Here is a 24,698-nt window from a genome sequence, read left to right on the forward strand (position 1 = left end):
GGCGCAGCATATCTATCTAGAGCACGAGGCCTGCCAGCGACCATCTCTTGCTTGAAGGCGCGACATGCCGTCTCCCCGGTACTTCTTCAACCACTTCATGCCGTTCACCGGCTACCCCTATAAGGGGGGACCGACGGTCTGCAATCTGTGCGGATCGGCCGAGACGGTGACGGTGGCCGAGACCGACCGGCGGCTGAAGACCCTGAAATCCGTCGCCTGCGTGCAGTGCGGCCTGATTCGCACCGACCCGATGCCGACGCCGGACGAACTGGCGCATTATTACGCCCATGCCTACCGGGCCGATTACCAGCTCGCCTTCGCCGGCGGTCCGCCGCGCCACCACCTCAACCGCTCGGCCCGCGAAGCGACCTTCCGCGCCGATCTGCTGGCGCCGAAACTGAAGCCCGGCGCGCGGGTCCTCGATTTCGGCTCCGGCTCGGGCGAGTTCCTGGCCGCGGCCCGCGCCAGGGGCTGCGAGGCCATCGGCATCGAGCCCGGACGGGACTATTCTGCCTATGCCCGCGAGCATCACAAGGTCGAGGTCCTGGACGACGCCGACGACGGGCGCTTCCCCGCCGGGCATTTCGACGTGATCTCGACCCATCACGTGTTCGAGCACCTGCGCGATCCGGCCGTGGTGATGGAGCGCCTGTCGCGCTGGCTGAAGCCCGACGGCGTCATCTATGCGGCGGTGCCGAACATGGCCGCCACCGGCAAGCCGCCGCACGAGCGTTTCCACTTCGCCCATGTCCACGGCTTCGTGCGCGAGACCTTCGACCTCAACGCCCGCCGGGCCGGCCTCGTGCCGCATCCCGATTACTGGCGCGAGGACACCACGGTGGTCTACCGCAAGACCGACGCTCCCGTGGGCGAACTCGCCAATCCCGGTCTCGCCGAGCGCCTCGTCGTCGAACTCAAGGGTACGCCGGCCGCCGCCTATCTCGTCTCCGGCGCCTGGATCTGGCCGATGCTCCGCCGCAACGCCAAGGCGGTCCGCGACGGTTTCGCGTCGCGCTGAGCGGCCATTCGAACCAAGAGCTGGAGGCGGCGCGCCGCTGTTGCATCGGCTTCATCGATCGCGTCCACACTCGGCCGTGAGCGGGCACGCCATCGCCCGGTCCTCCGGAGACCTATCGCGATGCCCCGTCCCACCCGTCGTCAGACCCTGAGCCTCGGCCTCGGGGCGGGTCTCGCGGCAGGCCTGGCCGCACCCGCTGGCGCCGGGGCGATCGAGCCGACCTTCACCCTGCTTCTCGTCAACGACGTCTACCTGATGTCGGAGGTGGATGGCCGCGGAGGATTTGCCCGGCTCAACGCGGTGGTGAAGGCCGAGCGGGCGCGCGGCGTGCCGATGCTCTACGCCCATGCCGGCGACACCCTCTCCCCCTCCCTGATGTCGGGGTTCGACCGCGGCGCCCATATCGTCGAGCTCCTCAACATCGCGCCGCCCGACGTCTTCGTGCCCGGCAACCACGAATTCGATTTCGGCCCCACCACCTTCGCCCAGCGCATGGGCGAGGCGGCCTTTCCGGTCTTCGCGGCGAACCTGCGCGGTGCGGACGGCAAGCCCCTTGCGGGCCTCCGCGACAGGATGGTGGTGAGCCTGGGCGGGATCCGGGTCGGCCTCGTGGGCATCACCCTCGCCAGCACCCCCGAGAAGTCGCAATCCGGCGACCTCGTCTTCGGTCCCGAGATCGAGACGCTGCGCGCGGCGTCCCAGGCCCTTCGGGACGAGGGGGCCGAACTCATCGTCGGCATCTGCCATACGGCGCGCGTCACCGACGAGGCCATCGTGGCGGCCCGGATCGTCGACATCCTGCTCTCGGGCCACGACCACGACCTCATCGTGCAGTATGACGGCCGCAGCCTCCTGGCGGAATCGAGCTTCGACGCCCGCTACGTCACCGCCATCGACGTCGCCGTGACGGTGAAGGGAACGGGTAAGGCCCGGACCCTGTCCTGGCAGCCGACTTTCCGCATCCACGACACCGCCGATGTCACGCCGGACCCCGAGACCCTCGCCCTGACGCAGCGCCTCGAGGCGCGGCTGGCGACGCAACTCGACGTGCCGGTGGGGACGATCGGCACGCCCCTCGACAGCCGCATCTCGACGGTGCGCCTGCGCGAAGGCAGTTTCGGCAATCTCGTCGGCGATGCGCTCCGCGCGGCGACGGGGGCCGAGATCGCCATCACCAATGGCGGCGGCATTCGCGGCAACCGGCTCTATCCGGCCGGCACCGTGCTGACCCGGCGCGACATCCTCACCGAACTGCCCTTCGGCAACACCACGGTCCTGGTCTCCCTGAAGGGCGCGCAGGTGCGGGCCCTGCTGGAATCGGCCCTCGCCGATCTCGGCCGCCCGGCCGGCCGTTTCCCGCAGGTCTCGGGGCTCGTCGTCACCGTCGATCCCGGGGCGAGTGCGGGACACCGCATCCAGTCCATCCTCGTGGACGGACAGCCCCTCGACGAGGCGCGCACCTATACGGTGGCCTCCAACAACTTCCTCTACGAGGGCGGCAACGGCTACGGCCTCCTCGCCGACGGGCGCACCCTCATCGGCGCCACGGACGGCAAGCTCGTCGCCAACGAGGTGATGGCCTATATCGGCCGGCATGACCCTCTCTCCGTCCCCGATGGCGGCCGGATCGTGATCCGGTGACGGCGCCCGGCCCGCTGAGCCTGGCCCTCGACGAGTTCCGTGCCTCGGGCTCGTCCTGGCTGACGCTGCCGTTCTTCTCCGATGGGGCGGCGGAAGCCGTCTGCGCGCGGGTCGACGAACGCATCGCACAGGGGGCGAGCGTCCTGCCCTCCCCCGATGCGGTCTTCCGTGCCCTCACCCTGACGCCGCTGGAGGATGTGAAGGCCGTCATCCTCGGGCAGGACCCCTACCCGACGCCGGGTGACGCCAACGGCCTCGCCTTCTCCTATGTCGGCCCCCGCCGGCTTCCCGCCTCCCTCAAGGTCATCCTCGCCGAAGTGCCGGGGCGGCCGGCGAGCGGCGACCTGACACCCTGGGCGAGACGGGGCGTGCTGCTCCTGAATTCGGCCCTCACCGTGGAGGCCGGCAAGTCCGGCGCCCATCTGCGCTACGGCTGGTCCGCCCTCACCGACGACGCGGTGAGGGCCGTCTCGGCCCGGCCGGCCCCCGCGATCTTCCTGCTCTGGGGCGCGCAGGCCCGCGCGCGGGCCGAGTTGATCGACCGGACACGCTGCGGGGTGATCGAGACCGGCCATCCCTCGCCGCTCAACCGGCTACGGGATTTTCCGGGCACGCGGCCCTTCGACGAGGCCAATGCCTGGCTGGCGGCCAGAGGCCTGGCGGCCATCGACTGGTCGCTGGACTGAGGGAGCGCATCGGTCGCTTTGACAGGGCGGCCCGGCGGTCTATCTCGGTGGGGCAGCATAAGCGGAACTTAAGAATCCGCGCCTGCCCCAGGATCTTGCCCGAGATCTTGCCCGAGATCACGTCGCCGAGGAAACGCCGCCCATGCTCCCCAGAACCGTTCTCGCCGGTGGCCTTGCCGCCGGTCTGCTCATGACCTCCCTGGCCGAGGCCCAGATCCGCAACGCGCCGCCCCCCCGCGCCCTGGAATTCGCCGCCTACATCTTCGCCGCCGCCAATGTCTGCGGCTACCGGGTCGGCGTCGATCAGTTCGATGCGCTGCTGCAGAAGCAGGGTGTGAACGCCGCCGATGTCGGACCGCGCGGCCCCTTCGGCGGCAAGGTCCAGACCATCTTCGCGCTGATGTCGAACCAGATGCAGCTCAACCGCGAACAAGCCTGCCTCGCGGTGGCCGGTGAATACGGCCCCGAGGGCAACGTCACCAAGAACGTGCTGCTGCCGGCCGCCATGGAGGGCGCACCGGCCGAATCGACGCCGCCCGCCGAGGCCAAACCCGCCCAGTAACCCCGCCATTCCCGGCACGCATCGGGACACATTCGCGTTCCGGTGCGGGATCGCCTATATCGGACCGATTCCAAGTCCGAAAGTTGAGTGATCCATGGCGACGGCGTCGGTCGACACCGCCGGCCGCGACGACAGCGTCGTGACCGCAATCGAGAAGCTTCCCGAGTTCCAGCCGGACGCCGTTCCGCCGGGCCGCTCGTCCCTCATCGGCCTGACCCGTGAGCAACTGAAGGAGCGTCTGGCCGCCATCGGCGTGTCGGAGCGCGAGCAGCGCATGCGCTCGGGCCAGCTCTGGCACTGGCTCAACGCCCGCGGCGCCACCGACTTCGACCAGATGACCAATGTCGGCAAGGGCCTGAAGGCCGAGCTGGCGCGGGCCTACACCCTGGAGCGGCCGGAGGTCGTCACCGAGCAGATTTCTCGCGATGGCACCCGCAAGTGGCTGCTGCGCATGGCGCCCACCGGCAAGCACGATCACAATCGCGGCGCCGAGATCGAGTGCGTCTATATCCCCGGCCGTGGCCGCGGCACCCTCTGCGTCTCGTCCCAGGTCGGCTGCACCCTCACCTGCAGCTTCTGCCATACCGGCACGCAGCGCCTCGTGCGCAACCTGACCGCCGCCGAGATCACCGCGCAGGTGGTGGTGGCCCGCGACCGGCTGAACGACTGGGTCGGCCAGAACCCGGTGGCCGCCGGCGAGGACGAGACCCGCCGCGCCGTCACCAACATCGTCTTCATGGGCATGGGCGAGCCCCTCTACAACATTGACAACGTCATCGATTCCGTGGGCGTGATGTCGGACCAGGAAGGTCTCGGCCTCTCCCGCCGGCGCATCACCGTGTCCACCTCCGGCGTCGTGCCGCAGATGCAGCGGCTCGGGGTCGAGGCCCATGCCATGCTGGCGATTTCGCTCCACGCGGTGCGGGACGATCTGCGCGACACCCTGGTGCCGCTCAACCGGAAATATCCCCTGGCCGAACTGCTCGCGGCCTGCCGCCACTATCCCGGACTCAACAATGCCCGCCGCATCACCTTCGAATACGTGATGCTGAAGGGCGTCAACGATTCGGATGCCGATGCCCGCGAGCTGGTGCGGCTGCTCAAGGGCATTCCGGCCAAGATCAACCTGATCCCGTTCAACCCCTGGCCCGGCAGCATCTACGAATGCTCCGACTGGGAGCGGATCGAGCAGTTCTCGGAAATCGTCTACGAGGCCGGGTATGCGTCGCCGGTGCGGACCCCGCGCGGCCGCGACATCCTCGCCGCCTGCGGCCAGCTCAAGAGCGAGACCGAGAAGCTGCGCGCCCGCGCCCGCATGATGCTGGAAGACGGGATCGGCGCCGAGGGCGTCTATGCCGGGGCCGATGACGAGGACGGCTGAGCGCGTCCCATGCGGTTCCTGGGGCGCCTGATCTGGGCGAGCCTCGCCCTCTGCCTCGCGATTCCCTGCGGGGCCCTGGTGCTCGTCGCCGCCATCCTGCTCGATCCGGTCTCCAGCGAGGCGCTGACCCGGATCGGCCTGTTCGGCTTCCTGCAGGGGATGACCGACCTCGCTTCCGGGATCGGACCCGACGCGATCCTCGTCCTTGCCGCCGGCCTCGCCAGGGCCGGGTTCTTCCTCCTGGTGCTGCCGCCCGTCGCCATGGCGCTCATCGGCGAGGCGATGAATCTGCAGAAGGCCACGGCCTATGCCCTCGGCACGGGCCTCGCCACCGCCCTGGTGCCCTGGCTGATGCGGGGTGCGTCCGGCTCCCTCACCGCGCGCAACCTCGCCGTCGAGGGACGAGTGACGGCCCTGCTGTTCCTCGCCGGAGCGGCCGCCGGGCTGGTCTATGGCTGGATCGCCATCCGCGACCGGCCGGCAGGGGCCTGAACGGGCCTGGCTGCCGAACGTTGCCTGTCGTGAGCATCGGTTGTGGCACTGGATGCCGTGGGAGAGCCTCGCATGACGGATTGGGCATGACCGGACGTCGTTTCAGCCTCGCCTTGGCGTTTCTCGCGGTCCTGTCCGCACCGGCCCTCGCCCAGGCAGTCCCGGAACCGCCGCCGATCCCCTCCGACGATGCCCGCATCCTCCCCGTCCTCGGGGCCCATGGCATGGTGTCCTCGCAGGACGCCCTGGCGACCCGCGTCGGCGTCGCGATCCTGAAGGGCGGGGGCAACGCCGTCGACGCCGCCGTGGCGGTGGGCTTCGCCCTCGCGGTGACGCTGCCGCAGGCGGGCAATCTCGGTGGCGGCGGGTTCATGCTCGTCCGCCTGGCCGGGACCGGCGAGACCGTGGCCATCGACTTTCGCGAGACGGCGCCTGCCGCGGCGACGGCGGACATGTTCCTCGCCCCCGACGGGCAGCCTGATCGCGGCGCGTCCATCCGCACCGGCAAGGCCGTCGGCGTTCCCGGCTCCGTGCGCGGATTGGCCGAGGCGCACCGCCTCTACGGCTCCGGCCGCTTCACCCTCGCCGAGCTCATCGCCCCGGCTCGGGCTCTGGCCAGGGACGGGATTCCCGTGGAGGGCGGGCTCGCCGATTCCCTGCCCCGTGCCGCCGACCGCCTCGGGCGCTGGCCGTCGAGCCGGGCCGTGTTCTTCCGCGACGACCGTCCGCTCCGGCGGGGCGAGACCCTGGTCCAGACCGATCTCGCCGCGACCCTCACGGCCATCGCCGAACGCGGCCCCGATGCCTTTCATACCGGCCCGATCGCCGAGCGGATCGCGGCCGCGGCGAGACGCGCCGGCGGGGTGCTGACGCCCGCCGATCTCGCCGCCTACCGGCCCGCGATCCGCCAGCCCATCCGCGGGACCTACCGCGGCTACGAGATCGTCTCGATGCCGCCGCCGAGTTCGGGCGGCGTCCATCTGATCGAGATCCTGAACATCCTCGAAGGGTTCGATCTCGCCTCGATGGGCGCTGGCAGCGCCCAGGCGCTCCATACCCTCGCCGAGGCGATGAAGCCGGCCTATGCCGACCGCGCCACCTGGCTCGGCGACCCGTCCCGCTCGGAGGTGCCGGTGCGCGGGCTCACCGCCAAGGCCTATGCCGGCACCCTGCGCGCCGCCATCGACCCCGCCCGCGCCCGTCCGGCCGAGGCGGTGAAGGCCGGCGACCCGCTGCCTTACGAATCCGACCACACCACCCACTATTCCGTGGTGGACCGCGCCGGGAACGCCGTCTCCACCACCACGACCCTCAATTTCTCCTACGGGCTCGGCCTCGTGGCCGAGGGGACCGGCGTCCTCCTCAACAACGAGATGGACGATTTCTCCGCCAAGACCGGGAGCGTCAACGCCTACGGCCTCGTCGGCGGCCCCGCCAACGCGGTGGCGCCGGGCGCGCGGCCGCTCTCCTCGATGACCCCGGCCATCGTGCTCAAGGACGGGCGCCTCGTCCTCGTCACCGGGAGTCCAGGCGGCAGCCGCATCATCTCCACGGTGCTGCAGGTGATCGTGAACGTCATCGATTTCCGCATGAACCTCGCCGAGGCCGTCACCGCCCCGCGCATCCATCACCAATGGCGGCCCGATGTTCTGTTCGCTGAGGACGGGCTCTCGCCGGACACCCTCGCCTTGCTCCGGGCGAAAGGGCACGCGGTGCGGGTGGGGTCGAGTTCGGGCTCGGCGAATTCCGTGATGACGGGAGACGGGCTCGTGGCCGGGGCCGCCGACACGCGCCAGCGCGGAACCCTGGCCGAGGGCGAATAAGGCGGTTCGGGTCCGGCGGATGGTGCGGCGGGACGGTGCGCGCTACAGGAAGGGCATCAGTCCGGGTTTCCGATGCACATCCTCCGCTCCATCGCCTTCAACATCGTCTTCTATCTCGCCACCGCCCTCATCGCGATCGGCGGCCTGCCGTCCCTCGTCTCGGAGCGCGCCTGCATCCGTGTCGCCCGGTTCTGGGCCAAGGTGAGCCTGTGGCTGCTGCGCGTGGTCGGGGGCGTGCGCGTGGAGTTCAGGGGTCTGCACCACCGCCCGCCCGGCGCACTCCTGGTGGCGTCCAAGCATCAATCCGCCCTCGAGACCCTGGCCCTCGTCACCGCCTTCCCGGACTTCGCCTATATCCTCAAGCGCGAACTGCTCTGGATCCCGCTCTTCGGCTGGTACCTCTCCCGCTCCGGCATGGTCGCCATCGACCGCTCCAAGGGCGCCCGCGCCATGGCGGCGATGAACGAGGCGGCGGACCGGGCCATCCGCGACGGGCGCCAGCTCATCATCTTCCCCGAGGGAACCCGCAAGGCGCCGGGTTCGCCCCCTGCCTACAAGCTCGGCATCACCCATCTCTACGCGGCGCTCGGCGTCCCCTGCCTGCCCGTCGCCCTCAACAGCGGCCTCTACTGGCCCCGCCGTCGGCTGACCCGCCGCCCCGGCACCACGGTGATCGAGTTCCTCGCCCCCATCGCCCCCGGCCTCGAACGCACGGCGTTCCTCGAGGAGATGCAGACTCGGATCGAAGCCGCCTCCGATGCTCTCCTGGCGTCCGGCCGGGCGGATCTGGCGGCGCGCGGTCATGCCGTGCCGGAGACCGGTGCCGTCGGAGAACAATCCCGGACCGCTTGAACACGCCGTCTTTCCACAGGCTGTGGATAAGTGGGTCGGAGGCACCCTGCGGAGAGCGAAAGCGCGACTCTTGACGGGAGGAAATTGTTAAGATTACTCTGGAACAAAGGGCGAACGGAAAGGCCGTGTTCGTTCCCGCCCCACGGGGCGCGGAACACGGTCTTCACCGACGCCCATCCTCTGATCCGGAGATCCATCCATGCGCGAAGTACGTCTCAGGACGGCGGCCAGCCTGCGTGGAACTCCCGCCCTGGCGCTGAGCGCCTGGCGCGGCCGGTCCGGGCGCCGCTACGTCGTCGGCATCCACGAACTGGCCGAGCTCGAACTCGACGACATGGGCGAGGCGGTGGTGATGGCCGTGCGGCGGGATTCCGCCGGGATCGGCGAACTCGTCGCCGTGGCCGCGGCCGGATCGAGCCCGCGCGAGCGGCTCACCCGCAACTGGATCGCCCGTGCCCGCCATGGCGGCGCCACGGAGATGCATGTCCACCGCCTGGCCGAGGACGAGGCCGAGCGCTGCGAGATCGTCGCCGATCTTCATGTGGACCGGCCCATGGACCGGCCCATGGATCAGATCACGGGCGTCGCCGCCTGAATCGGCGGGCGGCCATGCTTTCGCCGCCTTGAGACCCGCCAAAGCTCACTCACGAAGGAACCCCCGTCGACGGCGGCGGGGCTTCGAGAGCGAGGCGAGTGGACGATGGCGCAGGCACCGGATTTGACGGCCAGGAAACGGCCATCGCGGACCGGCCTATTCCTGCCCTACATCCTCCTCCTCGCCGTCATCCTGCTCTGGAGCGCGGGCTGGTTCTGGATTCGCGGCAAGGCCGCGTCCGAGATGGATGCCTGGGTGGCCCGCGAGGCCTCGGCCGGGCGCAGCTGGACCTGCGCCGACCGCTCCATCACCGGCTATCCGTTCCGGATCGAGCTGCGCTGCGCCTCCCTCGCCTTCTCGCGGGCGGACAGCCGCTTCACCCTCGGGCCTCTGACGGCGGTGGTCCAGGTCTATCAGCCGCGTCAGGGCATCCTGCAGGCGAGCGGACCGTTCCACGTGGAACAGGACGGCCTCGTCGCCGACGCCAGCTGGACCTCGCTGGAAGGGAGCTTCCACGGAACCTCCGACGGGTTCACGCGGGCCTCCCTGGCGGTGGATGGACCGAAAGTCAGCGTGCAGAATGCCGGACCGCAGCCCATCGCCGTGGCGGCCGGGCACCTCGAATTCCACGCCCGCCCGACACCCGTCCGCTTCGCCACCGAGGGTGCCGTCGATACCAGCCTGCGGCTGACGCAGGCGAGCGTGCCGGCGCTCGATCCCCTCCTCGGCAACACCGCCCCCATCGACATGGCGCTGGATGCCACGGTGAATCAGGCGGCCGTCATCCGGACGGGACAGGTGGCGCGCGAGCTCGAAACCTGGCGCCGGGCCGGCGGCAGCCTCGACATCGCCCTGCTCTCCCTGGCCAAGGGCGACCGCCGTCTCCAGGCCCAGGGCAAGATCGCCCTCGACGACGAGCACCGCCCCAGCGGCCAGATCGATCTCCGCGCTGCCGGGGTGGAGGCCCTGGTGGGCCAGATCATGGGCCAGCGTTTCGGGGCCGAGAAGGGGGCCCTGATCGGAGGCCTCGTCGGCAAGCTCCTCGGTGGCGCGAGCCGCCGCCAGGACGCCGATGCGGCCGCGGCACCCGCGGCGGCGGGAGACCCGTCCCTCAAGGCGATGCCGCCCCTGCGCCTCGCCGATGGTCGCCTGATGCTCGGTCCGTTCCCGATTCCCAACGTCCAGGTGCCGCCGCTGTATTGAGCGGGCCCGTCGCTTCGGGAACCTGCTTTCCAGGGAGGCTTCCCCCTCTCCGCGACCGCGGGGAGAGGGGGGGCGCCGTATTCATGGATCCTCGATGGGGAGCAGACGGGTTTGGACGGTCATCCGCCATACGACCTCATCCGTGAGCGACCCATCGATCCAGCCCCCCAGGACCCCATCCGCCGGACAGGGCACTAACGCCCCGAGACCGGTTCGTCCTTCGCCGGCTCCGGCGGGGTGCGGCTGCGGCCGAAATCCGCCTCCGCCGTCTCCTGCCCCAGGGCGACGATGCCCCGGCGGATGGCGCGGGTGCGGGTGAACAGGTCGAACAGCGCGTCGCCGTCGCCCCAGCGGATGGCGCGGGCCAGGGCCGCGAGATCCTCGTTGAAGCGGCCGAGCATCTCCAGCACCGCGTCCTTGTTGGTGAGGAACACGTCCCGCCACATGGTCGGATCGGAGGCGGCGATGCGGGTGAAGTCGCGAAACCCGCCGGCCGAGAACTTGATGACCTCCGATTGCGTCACCGCTTCGAGATCGGCGGCGGTGCCGACGATGTTGTAGGCGATGAGGTGCGGCACGTGGCTGGTGATGGCGAGCACGAGGTCGTGATGCTCCGGCGTCATGCTCTCGACGATGGCGCCGAGCCCCTCCCAGAAGGCCTGGACCCGTGCGGTGGCGGCCTCGTCGGTGCCCTCCGGCGGGGTGAGGATGCACCAGCGGCCCGAGAACAGGGTCGAGAACCCGGCATCGGGGCCGGAATATTCGGTGCCCGCCACGGGATGGGCCGGGACGAAATGGACGCCGTCCGGCAGATGCGGCGCGACGGCGGCGACCACGGATGCTTTCACCGAACCGACATCCGAGACTATGGCGCCGGGTTTCAGATGCGGTGCCATGACCTCGGCGACGGCACCGACCGCACCCACGGGCACGCACAGGATGACGAGGTCGGCGCCGGCGACGCCCTCGGTCTCGCCCGTCGCCTCGTCGGCGAGGCCGAGCGCCCGCACCCGTTCGATCACCGCCGGGTCGCGGTCGATGGCGACGATGCTCCGCGCCAGCCCGTATTGCCGTGCACCCCGCGCGATGGAGGAGCCGATCAGCCCGAGGCCGACGATGGCGAGGCGCTGGCAGACGGGGCTGGCCTCAGGCACGGATGCCGTCCTTCACGAAGGCGGTGAGCGCCGTGACGAAGGCCCGATTGGCCTCCTCGCCGCCGATGGTGACGCGCAGGGCGTCGGGCAGCCCATAGGACGTGACCCGCCGCACGATCACGCCGCGCGCGGTGAGATAGGCGTCGGCCTCCGCAGCGCTGCGATTCGGCTCGTCGGGAAAGTGGACGAGGATGAAATTCGCGACACTCGGCGTGACCGCGAGGCCGAGGGAGGAGACGACCTCCGTCGTCCAGGCGAGCCAGGTCTCGTTATGGGCGACCGCCGCCGCCACATGCGCCTCGTCGGCGATGGCCGCCGCCCCGGCCGCGATGGCGCTGGCCGACAGGTTGAACGGCCCACGGATGCGGTTGACCGCGTCGACCACCTCCGGCGGACCCACCATCCAGCCGATCCGCAGGGCGGCGAGACCGTGGATCTTCGAGAAGGTGCGGGTCATCACGACGTTCTCGGCCTCGAGGACGAGCTCGAGACCAGCGCTGTAATCGTTGGTCCGCACATATTCGGCATAGGCCCCGTCGAGGACGAGGAGGACGTTCGGCGGCAGGCCCGCATGCAGGCGCCTGATCTCGGCGAAGGGCAGGTAGGTGCCGGTCGGGTTGTTGGGGTTGGCGAGGTAGACGATCCTCGTGCGCGGCGTGACGGCGGCGAGAATCGCGTCGACATCGGCGTGCAGGTCGCGCTCGGGCACCACCACGGGGGTACCGCCGGCGGCCAGTATGGCGATGCGGTAGACTAGGAATCCGTGCTCGGTAAAAATCCCCTCGTCGCCCTCCGAGAGATAGGCGTAGGCGAGGAAGGACAGGAGCTCGTCCGACCCGGCGCCGCAGACGATGCGGGCGGGATCGAGCCCGTAGCGGAGGCCGATGGCCTCGCGCAGGCGCGTGGAATTGCCGTCCGGATAGAGGGCGAGGCGGAACGCCTCTTCGCGCATCGCCTCGATGGCCAGCGGGCTCGGGCCCAGGGGCGTCTCGTTCGAGGAGAGCTTATGGACCTTCGCCGCTCCGGGGGCGCCGCTCTTGCCGGGCACATAGGCCTCGATGGCGAGGATTCCGGGGCGGGGAACGGGACGGGACACGGAGGGAGCGGAGGACATGAGCGCGGGCCGGCTGGAGGTCAGGCTGCCCCTCTAACGCAGCTTGCCCGCCTTGACGAGAGAACCGGCCGTCTCCCGGCTCGCCGTCAGACCCGGAACCGGGCGGCGTGGCTGCCGATCTCGTCGAGGCGTTCCACCGTCGCCCCGGCCCGTTCCAGGGTCTCCCGCAACTGCCGGCCGCCGACGCCGCCCGGCACGGCGAGGAGAAGGCGGTGACCGTCCGTGACCGCCGCGCGCGCCACCACCTCGCCGTAGAGATCCTGCAGGGCACGGGCGCTCTCGGGCGTCCAGCTCTCGAGCCGGGCGGCGTGGAGCACCCAGTCGCGCTGGGCGGCGGCCGGGTCGTCGAGGGGATTGGCGACCACGAAGACCGGTGTGCCGGCGGGATGGGTCGGCCGCTCGATGAAGGGCAGCCGCGCGATCACCTTGGGACGTCCCTCGCCGACGAGACCCTCCCACCACGGCGCCTCCTGGCTCGGCGGCGCGGAACCGTCGGGGTCGAGGCGGAAGATGCCGAGATCGCCGCGCGAGGCGGCCACGGCCTCGATCACCGCCGCGCAGGTGGGATGCGGCCGGTAGGGCACCGTGAAGCCGAAATGGAAGCGTGCCGAGTCGCGCATCGGCGCGTCGCCGCCGGAAATGTCCGCATGAACGCTGAACGGGGCCTGGACCCAGGTGAAGGTGGCGATGATGACCCGCCATATCCCCTCCACGGTGTCGAGGGGCAGCAGCCCGCGATGGCGCTCGGCCACGCGTCGCATCATCGAAGCCTCGCGGCCGGGCCGGAAGGCCGAGCCGCTGGCCGAGGTGCGCTTGACCGCGATGAGACGGTCGATGATCGAGCCGCGCTGGATCAGCAGGGCATGCATCTCCGCGTCGATCCGGTCGATCTCGGCGCGCAGCTCGGCGAGGTTGTCGAGGGGCGGTGCGGGTCTCGTGGTGAAGCGCATGCGGGCTGTCGCGTCCGGCGGCGGGTGTGAGGATGGCCGTTCCCGCATGAAGGGTACGGCGTATCGTGTCTACGTTTCCCGAAGCCCCAGGACCAGAGCATCGGGTGTGACCTTACTCGCGGGCGGCCCCTTTCGTTGACGCCCGTGCATGCGCACATTACGCCCACATGTCGTCCGGCTGGGCCGGGCATCGATGGGGATGGACCTTCGCGACGCGTCGATGGTGTGGCGACCGGCCGCCCCCCTCGCATCGCCGCGGAAGCGAATCGGCGAACAACGCGCGAAGACGCCTGATGACCATGTCGCTCGACAGTCTCGCAAGGCCCGACGGAGGGAACCTCCGCCAGGACGGCATCCCGACGGATGCGCCGCCCTCCCTCGATCCGCGAAGCCCGGTGGCCGTGTTCGGCCTCGACGAACCGCTCGCGATGGATGCCGGCGTCGATCTCGCGCCGTTCCGGATCGCCTACCAGACGGCCGGCACTCTCAACGCCGACCGGTCGAACGCGGTGCTGATCTGCCATGCGCTCACCGGGGACCAGCATTTCGCCCACACCCATCCTGTGACGGGCAAGCGCGGCTGGTGGGAGACCCTGGTGGGACCGGGCAAGCCCATCGATACCGATCGCTACTTCGTGATCTGCTCGAACGTGATCGGCTCCTGCATGGGCTCCACGGGTCCGGCCTCCGCCGATCCCGCCACGGGCAAGCCCTACGGCCTCGACTTTCCCCTGGTGACCATCCGCGACATGGTACGGGGTCAGGCGATGCTTCTCGACCGGCTCGGCATCCGCGACCTGTTCCTCTGCGTGGGCGGCTCCATGGGCGGCATGCAGGTTCTGCAATGGGCGGCCCTCTATCCCGACCGGGTCTTCGCCGCGATGCCCATCGCCACGGGCGCCCGGCACTCGGCCCAGAACATCGCCTTCCACGAGGTCGGCCGCCAGGCGATCATGGCCGACCCGGCCTGGGCGGAAGGGCGCTACCTGGAGGCCGGGACGCGGCCCGCCAAGGGCCTCGGCGTGGCGCGGATGGGCGCGCACATCACCTACCTCTCGGAGCCGGCCCTGCACCGCAAGTTCGGCCGCCGCTTCCAGGGCGGCCATGCTCCGACCTTCTCGTTCAACGCCGATTTCCAGATCGAGAGCTACCTGCGCCACCAGGGCCTGAGCTTCGTCGAGCGGTTCGACGCCAACGCCTATCTCTACCTCACCCGCGCCATGGATTACTTCGACCTCGCGGCCGACCATGGCGGCGTGCTCGCCAACGCCTTCCGCAACACCAGGACACGGTTCTGCGTGATGTCCTTCACCTCCGACTGGCTGTTCCCCACCGCCGATTCCCGCGCCATCGTGCATGCGCTGAACGCGGCCTCGGCCTCGGTCGCCTTCGTCGAGGTCGAGAGCGACAAGGGCCACGACGCCTTCCTCCTCGACGAGCCGGTGATGTTCAACGCCGCCAAGGGCTTCATCGACGCCGCGGCACGGGCCAGGGGCTTGTGACGTCGGTGACCCGCGTGGCCCTCGCCCCCTGGAGCACGACCGACACGCTGCCGCGCAGCGACGGCGCCCGCGTCGACCACCTCGTCGTGCTCGGCCTCGTCCCGCCCAGCGCCCGCGTCCTCGATATCGGCTGCGGCGACGGGACCCTGCTCACGCTTCTGCGCGACCGGCGCGGCATCGACGGCCGCGGCATCGAACTCTCCCGCGAGGGCGTCAACGCGTGTCTCGCGCGTGGCCTGCCGGTGATCCAGGGCGATGCCGACACGGACCTGGCCAATTATCCCGACGACGCCTTCGACGTGGTGGTCCTGTCCCAGACCATCCAGGCGACGCGCAACCCGCGCATCGTGCTGGAGCACCTGCTCCGCATCGGCCGGCAGGTGGTGATCTCGTTCCCGAATTTCGGCCATTGGCGGGTCCGCTCGGAACTGGCTTTCCGGGGTCGGATGCCGGTGACCGAACTGATGCCGGAGGAGTGGTACGAGACCCAGAACATCCACCATTGCACCATCCGCGACTTCGTCGGCCTGTGCCGGACCGTGGGGGCCGAGATCGAGAAGGCCACGGCGCTCGACGCCCGCGGCCGGCCGATGCGGATTTCGATGCCGTGGTGGGTCTGGAACCTGTTCGGCGCGCAAGGGGTGTTCCTCCTGCGGCGCGGCGACGGATCCCCGTCCGACGCCGTATAGGGCGATCGGGGCGACCACATCCCTCCTGCGAAGCCGGGGAGCGGCTGCCGGTGACCCGGCATGCGGCAATCTCCACCGATGGCCTGCGCGGGCCGCATCCGGCATGAGGAGCGGCCGATGGCGCAGGAGGAGACAGCTATTGAGAACCGGGGATCGAGACCGGGCACACGGGGAAGAGCCGCGTTCGCCGACGATCACGCAGTTGCAGCAGGCCTCGAGCGGCCGGTCCTTCGCCCTGCAGCTGCTCATCGTCCTGGTCCTGCTCGTCACCGCGCAGGCCTATGACGGATCGATCCACGGCCTGGGGCACTGGGTCGTGCTGTCGGCCTATGCCGGAGCCTCGATCCTCCTGGCCCTGGTCAGCCTCCGGACGGCGCCGGGCGCGGGCATTCCCTTGGAGCCGAGCCGAGAGTGGCTGAGCTGGGGCTCGACCCTGCTCAATGCCAGCGTCGCGATCTACGTCCTCATCGAGCACATGTTCCTGGGCGCCGCCGACACGGAGGAGGCGGCCGCCGCCGCCAGCCGGCTCCCCGCCTTCCTGATCCTGCTGCAGACCGCGCTGACCATGCGCGTCTGGCACACCTGCCTCTTCGCCGGTCTGGTGACGGCGGGGTGGGGCGGAGCCATCCTGTTCGTCTACCTCTCCCCCGAGAGCCATCATCTGGGACCCCACGTCACCCTCGACGAGGAGGTGCCGGGGCTCCTCACCTTCATGGTCGCCAGCCTCGTGGTCCTCGACGGGCTGCGGCGGCTGACCTGGGCGGTGGCGGCGACGTTCCGGCTGGAGCGGGAGCGCCTGATCCTCACCCGCTTCGTGCCGGCCGCCGTCGCCGAGGATCTGGCGCAGGGCGGCGGTCCGGGCGAGGTCCAGGAGCGCCACGCCTGCCTGTTCGCCCTCGACATCCGCGGGTTCTCGGCGCTGACGCGGACGCGGCCGCCCCAGCAGGTGGTGGAGGTCCTCATGGAGATGCGCGCCCTGACGCACCGGGCCGTGACGGAGCGCGGCGGCATCATCGACAAGTACATCGGCGACGGGGTGCTGGCGCAGTTCCTCGTCGGGCCTCCCCAGGCGCAGGCGCGCGCGGCCTTCACCTGTGCCGAGGCGGTCCAGCTGCGGCTCGCGGCCCTCAACCGGCGCCTCGCGGAGAAAGGCCTTCCCTCCCTGCGCGTCACCATCGCGCTGCATGCCGGCGACGTCCTCGTCGGCGTCTTCGACGACGGCCACCGCGCGGAATTCACCGTTCTCGGTCCGGCCATGAACACCCTCGCGCGCATCGAGGCGCAGGCCAAGGCCGCGGACCTCCCGATCGCCATCTCGGAGGATTTTCGCGATCTGCTCGCCGGCTCCGGAGCCAGCGGCCTCAACTGGATCTCGGCCGGGACTGTGAGCGAGGCCGCGGGGCCGCGGCTCTACGCGGTCGCGCCCTGAGGCGTAACCAGGGCCGGACGCCATGGGCAGGGCCGTCCCTTAATCCCGCATGGTTCGTGTGCCGTGACACGTCGTGACGGAAAAAGACTTCCTATATAAGTTTCATACAGAGAGAAGCGGGCCAAATATCTGGTCTGCACTGTAAAGGAACTTAGCAAACGCCATGATGAACCGTATCGCCGCCGTCGCTACCGCTCTTGTGCTTGGCGCTGCTTCGATCTCTTCTGCAACGGCGTTCGAGCGCCCCTCGCGCTACACCGCTTTCTCGCCCTACGACGTCACCGAGACCGGCTCCCTCAGGGAAGTCAGCCGCCCGCCCGCCTATCTCGGCTGCCCGATGAGCTCGGCCGCCGAAGGCAACGCCAACCAGCCGAATTTCCCGGTCCAGCAATACGGTCAGACCTCCGGCGGAAACCGCTGCTGATCCTTCGGGACGAGAGGGACGAACATGGCTCTGAAGGGCTTTTCCTACGCCATGATCGGCGCCTTCGCGGGCGGCCTGATCTGGACGATCGTCGGCTCCGCGAGCGTTCTCCTGGCCTCGTAGGTCGGATCGTTCACCGAGACCGGAACGCCGTGCGGCGGGGCGAGAGCCCCGCCGTTTTCCGTGTCAGGGATCGCGCCGGATCTCCAGGGTGGCGACCTCATAGGTGATCGCCGCTCCCCCCGTCTCGAACCGCCTGATCACCGTGCGCAGCGCGCCGGGTGAGAGGGGACGGACGGCGCCCGGCGTTCCCGCCCCGATGGCGCGGAGCGAACGGAGGAAGGCCCGGCCGTCGGCATGCGCCTCCACGACCGGTTCCAGGGACAGGCTGCTCGTGCAGCCTGCGAATCGGAGGCGGGCCAGGGCCTCTTTTGTCGGATAGGACGGTGTGGCCGGTCGATGGCCGACGGCGTCATGCGCCTCATGCCATTCGCGGAAGGTACCCGAGGCCAGGGTCGTCACCGCGAGGAACCCGCCCGGCGCCAGCAGACCGGCGAGCCGGCCGAGCGCACCCTCCAGATCCTCGAACCATTGTGCCGCCAGGCTCGAACAGATCAGATCGAAGCCCGGCGCCAGGCAGGGCCGCTCGCCGTCCATGACGAGGAACGCCAGGTCGGACCGGTGCTTCACGCGCGCGCGCGCCCGCCGGATCATGGCGGGGGCGAGATCCGAGGCGACCATCAGGCCGGGCGTCACATGGGCGAGGACGGCCTGTGTCAGGAAGGCCGTGCCGCATCCGATCTCGAGGATCCGTGGCGACGGGGGCAGGGGCAGGGCGGCGATGCGCTGCGCCAGCCCCTCGGCGACGATCGCCTGGATGAGTCCAGCGGCATCGTAGTCTTCCGCCCCGTCGAAGGCCCGGGCCACAGCCTGTTTCCAGGGACGCATCGGTGCCGTCGGCGGGATCATCGGTGAGGCTGCGATAGACCGGGCGGGGGGCGCGCTCAAGCGTTCCGGCACCATTGGCCGTCCCGGCACAAGCAAGGGGGGAGCCTCGACCGTCCACACTCCTCCACAGGCGGCGGATCGCTCCGCATCGTTGACGAACGCTTTACGAAAAGCTGCCCATTGTTCGGAGATGTGGCGTAGCGTACTCGCGTTTTCCGTTCTTGGGCTGATCGGCGCAGGTCTCACCGGCTGTGGACGCAGCCCGTTCGAGAGCCGCGAAGCCTGGCGCGACCAGACCGAACAGGCCTGCAACGCCAGGCGGTTGGTGGAGACCACCGAGTTCGTGACGCCGGTGAAGGAAATCAACGGTCCGGGCGTCTGCGGCATGCTGCAGCCCTACCGGATCACCCGTCTCGGCAAGGGGTCGGTCGTCCTGAAACAGCGGATGACGCTGGCCTGCCCGGCCCTGGCCGAGGCCGAAGCGTGGCTGGCGGACACGATCCAGCCCGCCGCCAACCTGTATTTCGGCCAGCCCGTGGCCGAGATCAACGCCGGCTCCTATGCCTGCCGCGGCCGCAACAACCAGGCCGGCGCCAAGCTCTCGGAGCATTCCTTCGGCAATGCCGTCGACATCATGTCGTTCAAGCTCGCCGACGGCTACGTCATCACCGTCAAGGGCGGCTGGCGCGGCACCGAGGCCGAGCAGGGTTTTCTGCGCGAAGTCTTCGTGGGGGCCTGCGCACGCTTCTCCACCGTCCTCGCCCCCGGCTCCAACGTGTTCCACTACGACCATATCCATGTGGATCTCGCCCGCCACGACCCCCGCGGCCTCAAGCGGATCTGCCAGCCGCTGCTGAAATTCACGCCGCAACTCGGGGCCGACGGCGTACCCCGGCCGATCTCGCGTCCGCGCCCGGTGGAGCGCCAGCCCGCCCCGCCCCAGGCCCCCGTCGATATCGAGGAGGACGATCCCTACGGCGTGACGCCGATGTCCTCGAACCGGCAGCCGGCCCGGACGAGCCCGCAGGTCGCCCGCGCGCCCTCCCCCAGCCCGTCCGCCCGCGCCCCCTCGGCCTATGCCTCCACCCCGGTGGGCCGGCCGGTGCCGCGTCCGCAGACATCGCGTCTGGCCTCCGCGCCGACCTATGCCGAACCGGCGCCGGGCTTCTCCGACGAGCCGCTCTCGCTCGCCGCTCCCGGTCTCGCCGACCCGATCTATTGATACCGGGCGTCCGCGCGGCGGCGGGCGTCCGCCGAACGCGCCGAGGACGACCATCGGTCGGGATCGGCGCCGCTCGGTATGAGCGCCCGACTGTGTTCCGGTCGCCCCAGGGCGGGGCGAAAGCGACGCCGCCCCGGCCCTTCCGCTTGACACGGCACGACGAGACGCCATCGTCCCGGAATGAACGGACTCCAGCGGAAAGACGCCGGCATGCGCCCGAATTCCCTCGCCACCGCCCTGGCCCTCGGCCTCGTCCTCGCGGGTAGCCTGCAACCCGCCTTCGCCCGCTCGGGCCGCGAGGAGATCACCCCCGCTGAGGAGCGGGAGTTTCCCTTCGACGCGCAGATTCCGGGCTGTCAGGATTCCTCGGTGCTGGAACAGATGTCGAGCCAGTTCGCCGAGAAGGAGGCGAAGTTCTGGAATTCGAACCTCACCATCGTCGGCTACGACCGGATCGAGCGGACGGCCTGGCGCCCCTGGGGCCTCGACACCTATCCCCGCCGCTTCTGCAGCGCCGTGGCGACCACGTCGGACGGGATCAAGCGCAAGGTCGATTATTCCGTGCGCGAGGGCCTCGGCATCATCGGGGTGACCTGGGGCGTCGAGTTCTGCGTCCACGGCCTCGACCGCAACCTCGCCTATGCCTACGCCACGGCCTGCCGCGAAGCCCGTCCGTGAGACGAGTCGCCGCGCTCGCCGGACTGGCGCTGACGGCCCTCGCCGGAACCGCGCAGGCGCAGGGCTACGGACGCGGCGGAACGCCCGGCGAGTTCGATTTCTACGTGCTGGCCCTGTCCTGGTCGCCGACCTATTGCGAGACGGCCGGACGGCGTGACGCCGACGGCCAATGCCGGCCGGGTCGCGGCCTCGGCTTCGTCGTCCATGGGCTGTGGCCGCAATATACGCGGGGCTACCCGTCCGACTGCTCCGCCGTGGAACGCGCTCCCACCCGGCAGGCCATGGATGTGGCCGGCGAGGTCTATCCGAGCGAGGGGCTCGCCCGCTACGAGTGGCGCAAGCACGGCACCTGTTCGGGCCTCGATCCGATGGCGTATTTCAAGGCCGCCGCCCAGGCGCGGGAGGCGGTGACCATTCCGGCCGCCTTCGCCAAGCCGGAATCCGACACCCGCATCGCACCCGTCGACATCGCCCGCCAGTTCGTGGCGGCCAATCGGGGCCTGCGGCCGGACATGATGTCGGTCACCTGCACCCGGGGAGAGTTGCAGGAGGTGCGGATCTGCTTCACCAAGGATCTGCGCGGCTTCACGCCCTGTCCCGAAGTGGCGCGGCAGAACTGCCGCGCGGGCGAGATCGCCGTCGACGCGAGCCGGTGAGGCCAGGAACCTGCGCCCATGAATTACAGGCACGCCTTCCACGCCGGTAATTTCGCCGACGTGCTCAAGCACCTCGTGCTCACGCGCGTGCTCCATCATCTCCAGGCCAAGCCCACGGGGTTTCGCGCCATCGACACCCATGCGGGCCTCGGCTTCTACGATCTGACCGGCGACGAGGCGGGCCGGACGGGTGAGTGGCACGATGGCTGGGGCCGCCTCGACACGCCCTTCCCCGACGAGGTGGAGGCGCTGTTCGCCCCCTATCGCGAGGCCGTCGCCGCCACCCAGGCGCGGCACGGGGCCACGATCTATCCCGGCTCTCCGGCCATCATCCGCGAATTCCTGCGGCCCAGCGACCAGGGCGTCTTCGTCGAGCTGCACCCCGCCGATGCCGAGATCCTGCGCGAGGGCTACAACCAGGATCCGCGCACCAAGGTGATGCATCTCGACGGGTGGACCGCCCTCAACGCGCTGATCCCTCCCCCCGAGCGGCGGGGCGTCGTGCTGATCGACCCGCCCTACGAGGAACTCGGCGAGGTCGACCGCCTCGGCGCGGCGCTGGCCAAGGCCGTGGCGAAATGGCCGACCGGGATCTATCTCGGCTGGTATCCGATCAAGGATATCGCCCTCGTCGACCGCATGGTGGCGGAACTCGACCGCTCGCTCTCCCGGCCCGCCCTGCGCATCGACCTGATGATCTCGGAGCCGTATCCGAACCGTCTCAACGGCAACGGCCTCATCGTCATCAACCCGCCCTGGCGCCTCGCCTACGAGGCCGCCCTCTTCCTGCCCGCCCTCGCCGAGCGGCTGGCGCGCGGCGATTACGGGGCGTTTCGCTGCGACGCGTTCGGCGTCGAGGCTTGAACCCTGTCGTGAAGGTCGTCCCATCGATGAATGCCGCGATTCCCATCGCCAGCGCCGCCATTCCTGGCAGCGTCGAGACGATGCGCCTCGTCCGCTACGACGATGCCTTCTCGATCATGGTGGGCACCGCCGAACTGATGAACGACCGGCACCGCGATTCGGAGCGGGCCCTGGCCACGGTCACCTGCGCGCGGCTCGCGGCAAACCCAACACCCAGGATCCTCGTCGGCGGACTCGGCATGGGGTTCACCCTGCGCGCGGCCCTCGATGCCCTCGGCCCACAGGCGGAAATCGTCGTGGCCGAGTTGATGCCGGCGGTCATCGCCTGGGCGAGCGGTCCCCTCGCCCATCTCTTCACCGGAAGCCTCGACGATCCGCGGGTGACCCTGGTCGAGGCCGACGTGAACCGCCTCATCCAATCGGGACCGGCGCAGTTCGACGCCATCCTCCTCGATGTCGACAACGGCCCCAAGGGCCTGACGCGGCGGGAGAACGACCGCCTCTACGACGGCTGGGGTCTCAAGCGGGCCCACTATGCCTTGCGACCGGGCGGCATCCTGGCCGTCTGGTCCGGAGGGCCGGACCGCCGGTTCAAGAAGCGGCTCCGGCGCTTCGGCTTCGATGTCGAGGAACAGCGTTATCCGGCCCATCCCGGCGGTCGCCGGCACGTGCTCTGGATCGCGGTCAGGACGGACGAGCGCGAAGAGGCAGGCCGGCGGACCGGATAGCTCCGTCGCCGGCCGCCCCGGCCGGATGGATCTCAGTAATTGTAGGAGCGGCGCGGGTAGGGCTGGTTCGGTGCGTAGCCGGCCCCACGCTGTTGCACCCGCGAGCCGTACTCGATCTCGCGCTGCTGCTTGGCGCGGCGATTGGCGAGATAGCGACCGCCGATGCAGCCCGCCACCGCGCCCACCACGCCGCGCTCGGCGAGGTAATGCCCGGCGAGGCCGCCGATGATCGCGCCCTTGATGCAGCCTTTGGCTTCGGCCGCTCCCGTGCTCGCCACGGTGAGCAGCGTCAGGGCCGAGAGCGTTGCAACGATGCGCATGATCATCCTCCACGATTGTGCGGGGAGGAAACACCGACCCGGAGCCGAGCGTTCCGGGCCTGTGCGGCAGATGGCGGGAAACCGCGACGAGGGGCGCGGCCGCCTCAGGCCGCCACCCGTCCCTCCAGGGGAAAGACCTTGGCGGGGTTCATCAGCCATTTCGGGTCGAACACGTTGCGGACCCGCATCTGCTGGTCGAGGTCGGCCTGCGCGTACTGGAAACGCATGAGCTCGCGCTTCTCGATGCCGACGCCGTGCTCGCCGGTGAGGCAGCCGCCGACCTCGACGCAGAGCTTGAGGATCTCGTCGCCGGCGGCCTCCGCCTTCTGCAACTCGCCGGGCGTGTTGATGTCGAACAGGATGAGGGGATGCAGGTTGCCGTCCCCCGCATGGAAGACGTTGGCGACCCGAAGCCCCTTGTCGGCGCAGATCGCCCCGATGCGCTCCAGCACCAGGGGCAATTGCCCGGTGGGGATCGTGCCGTCCATGCAGATATAGTCCGAGATCCGGCCGGTGGCGCCGAAGGCGGATTTGCGCCCCTTCCAGATCGCGGCGCTCTCGGCCTCGGATTTCGAGACGCGGATGCTGGTGGGCCGGTAATCGCGGGCGATGGCCTCGATCCGGGCCAGCATGGCCTCGCATTCCGCGTCCGACCCCTCGACCTCGATGATCAGCATCGCCTCGGCGTCGCGGGGGTAGCCGGCCTGGGCGAAATCCTCGGTGATGAGGATCGCCTCGCGGTCCATGTATTCCATGGCCACGGGGATGATGCCGGCGGCGATGATGGCGGCGGTGCAGGCGCCCGCATCCTCCACCGAGGAGAAGCCCACCAGGGCCGGGCGCGCGCCCTCGGCCGCCCGCAGGATGCGCACCGTCGCCTCGGTGACGATGCCGAGCTGACCCTCCGAGCCGCAGATCAGGCCGAGGAGGTCGTAGCCGGCGCTGTCGAGATGGGCGCCCCCGATCTCGGCCACGGTGCCGTCGTTCATCACCAGGGTGACGCCCAGAAGGTTGTTGGTGGTCACACCGTATTTCAGGCAATGCGCGCCGCCAGAATTCATCGCGATGTTGCCCGCGATGGTGCAGGCGAGCTGGCTCGACGGGTCCGGCGCGTAGAAGAACCCCTCGTGGCTGACAGCGCCCGAGATGGCGAGGTTGGTCAGGCCCGATTCGACCCGGGCGACCCGATTCTCGAAATCCACGTCGAGGACGCGGGTCATCTTGGCGACGCCGAGGATGATCGCGTCCTCCTGCGCGATGGCCCCGCCGGCGAGGGAGGTGCCGGCGCCGCGGGCCACCACCCGCACGCCGTTGGCGTGGCAATAGGCCATCACGGCGGAGACCTCGGCGGTGGTGGAGGGCAGGACCACGGCGAGCGGCATCTTGCGGTAGGCGGTGAGCCCGTCGGTCTCGAAGGCGCGGCGCTCGTCCTCGGTGGTCACCAGGGCCTCGGCGGCCACCAGCGGGCGCAGGCCGGCGATGATCGCGTCGCGGCGGGCGAGAATGTCGGGATCGGGGGTGGGGAAGGCGATCGACATGGGGCGGGCGCTCCTCGACGTCTCGGCCCGTCTTCAGCCACCGCTCAGCTTGGAAGGACTAAAAGCGAGCCGTGAACCGTTCAGGGCAATGGAATTGGAAGACATCTAAACGATATCCGGTCTCGATGCATCAGGATCGGATGCGTCGACGGTTCCGGGAGGCGGAACGGCCGGCTTCGGGCTTCCTTTCGCCGCACGGACCCGAGGCGAGTTTGGAACGTTCCCAGTC

Annotated in this window: 25 protein-coding genes; 19 read left to right on the plus strand and 6 right to left on the minus strand. The window is 69.9% G+C overall.

Annotated elements, in window-relative coordinates:
• Positions 1-64 precede the first annotated feature (64 nt).
• From MKK51_RS11505 to MKK51_RS11550, 10 genes are all read left to right on the plus strand, one after another.
• Positions 65-1,018 (plus strand): class I SAM-dependent methyltransferase, encoded by a 954-nt coding sequence (locus MKK51_RS11505; RefSeq protein WP_243977186.1) that lies wholly within the window; start codon positions 65-67, stop codon positions 1,016-1,018.
• 120 nt (positions 1,019-1,138) lie between these two features.
• Complete coding sequence (locus MKK51_RS11510) at positions 1,139-2,659, plus strand: bifunctional metallophosphatase/5'-nucleotidase (protein WP_243977187.1); 1,521 nt, start codon at positions 1,139-1,141, stop codon at positions 2,657-2,659.
• Positions 2,656-3,345, plus strand: a complete 690-nt coding sequence (locus tag MKK51_RS11515) for a uracil-DNA glycosylase (RefSeq protein ID WP_243977188.1) — start codon at positions 2,656-2,658, stop codon at positions 3,343-3,345. The genes MKK51_RS11510 and MKK51_RS11515 overlap by 4 nt, the downstream gene beginning before the upstream one ends.
• A 142-nt stretch (positions 3,346-3,487) precedes the next feature.
• Complete coding sequence (locus MKK51_RS11520; RefSeq protein WP_027171400.1) at positions 3,488-3,907, plus strand: hypothetical protein; 420 nt, start codon at positions 3,488-3,490, stop codon at positions 3,905-3,907.
• Positions 3,908-4,001: 94 nt separating this feature from the next.
• Positions 4,002-5,288 (plus strand): 23S rRNA (adenine(2503)-C(2))-methyltransferase RlmN, encoded by a 1,287-nt coding sequence (gene rlmN, locus MKK51_RS11525; protein ID WP_243977189.1) that lies wholly within the window; start codon positions 4,002-4,004, stop codon positions 5,286-5,288.
• 9 nt (positions 5,289-5,297) lie between these two features.
• Positions 5,298-5,780, plus strand: a complete 483-nt coding sequence (locus MKK51_RS11530; RefSeq protein WP_243977190.1) for a hypothetical protein — start codon at positions 5,298-5,300, stop codon at positions 5,778-5,780.
• An 86-nt stretch (positions 5,781-5,866) separates the two neighbouring features.
• On the plus strand, positions 5,867-7,603 hold the full coding sequence (gene ggt / locus MKK51_RS11535) for a gamma-glutamyltransferase (RefSeq protein WP_243977191.1): 1,737 nt from the start codon (positions 5,867-5,869) through the stop codon (positions 7,601-7,603).
• 72 nt (positions 7,604-7,675) lie between these two features.
• On the plus strand, positions 7,676-8,455 hold the full coding sequence (locus MKK51_RS11540) for a lysophospholipid acyltransferase family protein (RefSeq protein WP_243977192.1): 780 nt from the start codon (positions 7,676-7,678) through the stop codon (positions 8,453-8,455).
• A gap of 199 nt (positions 8,456-8,654) precedes the next feature.
• A complete protein-coding gene (locus tag MKK51_RS11545; RefSeq protein WP_243977193.1) occupies positions 8,655-9,050 on the plus strand; it encodes a hypothetical protein in 396 nt (131 codons plus the stop codon).
• 105 nt (positions 9,051-9,155) lie between these two features.
• Entirely contained in the window at positions 9,156-10,253 is a 1,098-nt protein-coding gene (locus MKK51_RS11550; protein WP_243977194.1) for a DUF2125 domain-containing protein, read from the plus strand.
• Between the two features lie 194 nt (positions 10,254-10,447).
• Here MKK51_RS11550 and MKK51_RS11555 read toward each other — a convergent pair whose 3' ends face one another.
• The 3 genes from MKK51_RS11555 to MKK51_RS11565 form a co-directional block, all read right to left on the minus strand.
• Positions 10,448-11,407, minus strand: a complete 960-nt coding sequence (locus MKK51_RS11555) for a prephenate/arogenate dehydrogenase family protein (protein WP_243977195.1) — start codon at positions 11,405-11,407, stop codon at positions 10,448-10,450.
• Positions 11,400-12,521 (minus strand): pyridoxal phosphate-dependent aminotransferase, encoded by a 1,122-nt coding sequence (locus MKK51_RS11560; protein WP_243977196.1) that lies wholly within the window; start codon positions 12,519-12,521, stop codon positions 11,400-11,402. The genes MKK51_RS11555 and MKK51_RS11560 overlap by 8 nt, the downstream gene beginning before the upstream one ends.
• 86 nt (positions 12,522-12,607) lie before the next feature.
• Positions 12,608-13,471 (minus strand): chorismate mutase, encoded by an 864-nt coding sequence (locus MKK51_RS11565; RefSeq protein ID WP_243977197.1) that lies wholly within the window; start codon positions 13,469-13,471, stop codon positions 12,608-12,610.
• 293 nt (positions 13,472-13,764) lie between these two features.
• Here MKK51_RS11565 and MKK51_RS11570 point away from each other — a divergent pair, with 293 nt between their 5' ends.
• The 4 genes from MKK51_RS11570 (at position 13,765) to MKK51_RS11585 (ending at position 17,515) form a co-directional block, all read left to right on the plus strand.
• Positions 13,765-14,973 (plus strand): homoserine O-acetyltransferase, encoded by a 1,209-nt coding sequence (locus MKK51_RS11570; RefSeq protein ID WP_279601082.1) that lies wholly within the window; start codon positions 13,765-13,767, stop codon positions 14,971-14,973.
• Between the two features lie 5 nt (positions 14,974-14,978).
• A complete protein-coding gene (metW, locus tag MKK51_RS11575; protein WP_243977198.1) occupies positions 14,979-15,662 on the plus strand; it encodes a methionine biosynthesis protein MetW in 684 nt (227 codons plus the stop codon).
• Between the two features lie 202 nt (positions 15,663-15,864).
• Positions 15,865-17,091 carry an adenylate/guanylate cyclase domain-containing protein gene (locus tag MKK51_RS11580; protein WP_243977199.1) on the plus strand — a complete coding sequence of 409 codons (1,227 nt, stop codon included), beginning with the start codon at positions 15,865-15,867 and terminating at the stop codon, positions 17,089-17,091.
• A 163-nt stretch (positions 17,092-17,254) separates the two neighbouring features.
• Complete coding sequence (locus tag MKK51_RS11585) at positions 17,255-17,515, plus strand: hypothetical protein (RefSeq protein WP_227436491.1); 261 nt, start codon at positions 17,255-17,257, stop codon at positions 17,513-17,515.
• Between the two features lie 186 nt (positions 17,516-17,701).
• Here the strand turns inward: MKK51_RS11585 and MKK51_RS11590 are convergent, their stop codons facing one another.
• Positions 17,702-18,463, minus strand: a complete 762-nt coding sequence (locus tag MKK51_RS11590) for a methyltransferase (RefSeq protein WP_243977200.1) — start codon at positions 18,461-18,463, stop codon at positions 17,702-17,704.
• A gap of 190 nt (positions 18,464-18,653) precedes the next feature.
• Here MKK51_RS11590 and MKK51_RS11595 point away from each other — a divergent pair, with 190 nt between their 5' ends.
• The 5 genes from MKK51_RS11595 to MKK51_RS11615 all read left to right on the plus strand — a co-directional run bounded on the left by MKK51_RS11595 (position 18,654) and on the right by MKK51_RS11615 (position 22,611).
• The gene (locus tag MKK51_RS11595; protein WP_243977201.1) at positions 18,654-19,685 is read left to right on the plus strand and encodes an extensin family protein; all 1,032 of its coding nucleotides are present in this window, start codon (positions 18,654-18,656) and stop codon (positions 19,683-19,685) included.
• A 210-nt stretch (positions 19,686-19,895) separates the two neighbouring features.
• On the plus strand, positions 19,896-20,363 hold the full coding sequence (locus MKK51_RS11600; RefSeq protein ID WP_243977202.1) for a hypothetical protein: 468 nt from the start codon (positions 19,896-19,898) through the stop codon (positions 20,361-20,363).
• Entirely contained in the window at positions 20,360-21,019 is a 660-nt protein-coding gene (locus tag MKK51_RS11605) for a ribonuclease T2 (protein WP_243977203.1), read from the plus strand. The genes MKK51_RS11600 and MKK51_RS11605 overlap by 4 nt, the downstream gene beginning before the upstream one ends.
• Positions 21,020-21,037: 18 nt before the next feature.
• Positions 21,038-21,883, plus strand: a complete 846-nt coding sequence (locus tag MKK51_RS11610) for a 23S rRNA (adenine(2030)-N(6))-methyltransferase RlmJ (protein ID WP_243977204.1) — start codon at positions 21,038-21,040, stop codon at positions 21,881-21,883.
• A 26-nt stretch (positions 21,884-21,909) separates the two neighbouring features.
• Positions 21,910-22,611 carry a spermidine synthase gene (locus MKK51_RS11615; protein WP_243977333.1) on the plus strand — a complete coding sequence of 234 codons (702 nt, stop codon included), beginning with the start codon at positions 21,910-21,912 and terminating at the stop codon, positions 22,609-22,611.
• A 32-nt stretch (positions 22,612-22,643) separates the two neighbouring features.
• Here the strand turns inward: MKK51_RS11615 and MKK51_RS11620 are convergent, their stop codons facing one another.
• Positions 22,644-22,931: a hypothetical protein gene (locus MKK51_RS11620; RefSeq protein WP_243977205.1), complete on the minus strand. Its 288-nt coding sequence runs from the start codon at positions 22,929-22,931 to the stop codon at positions 22,644-22,646.
• Between the two features lie 104 nt (positions 22,932-23,035).
• The gene (locus MKK51_RS11625; RefSeq protein WP_243977206.1) at positions 23,036-24,469 is read right to left on the minus strand and encodes an FAD-linked oxidase C-terminal domain-containing protein; all 1,434 of its coding nucleotides are present in this window, start codon (positions 24,467-24,469) and stop codon (positions 23,036-23,038) included.
• Positions 24,470-24,698: the final 229 nt, after the last annotated feature.

Source organism: Methylobacterium sp. E-045, from assembly GCF_022829685.1.
Classification (GTDB): Bacteria; Pseudomonadota; Alphaproteobacteria; order Rhizobiales; family Beijerinckiaceae; genus Methylobacterium.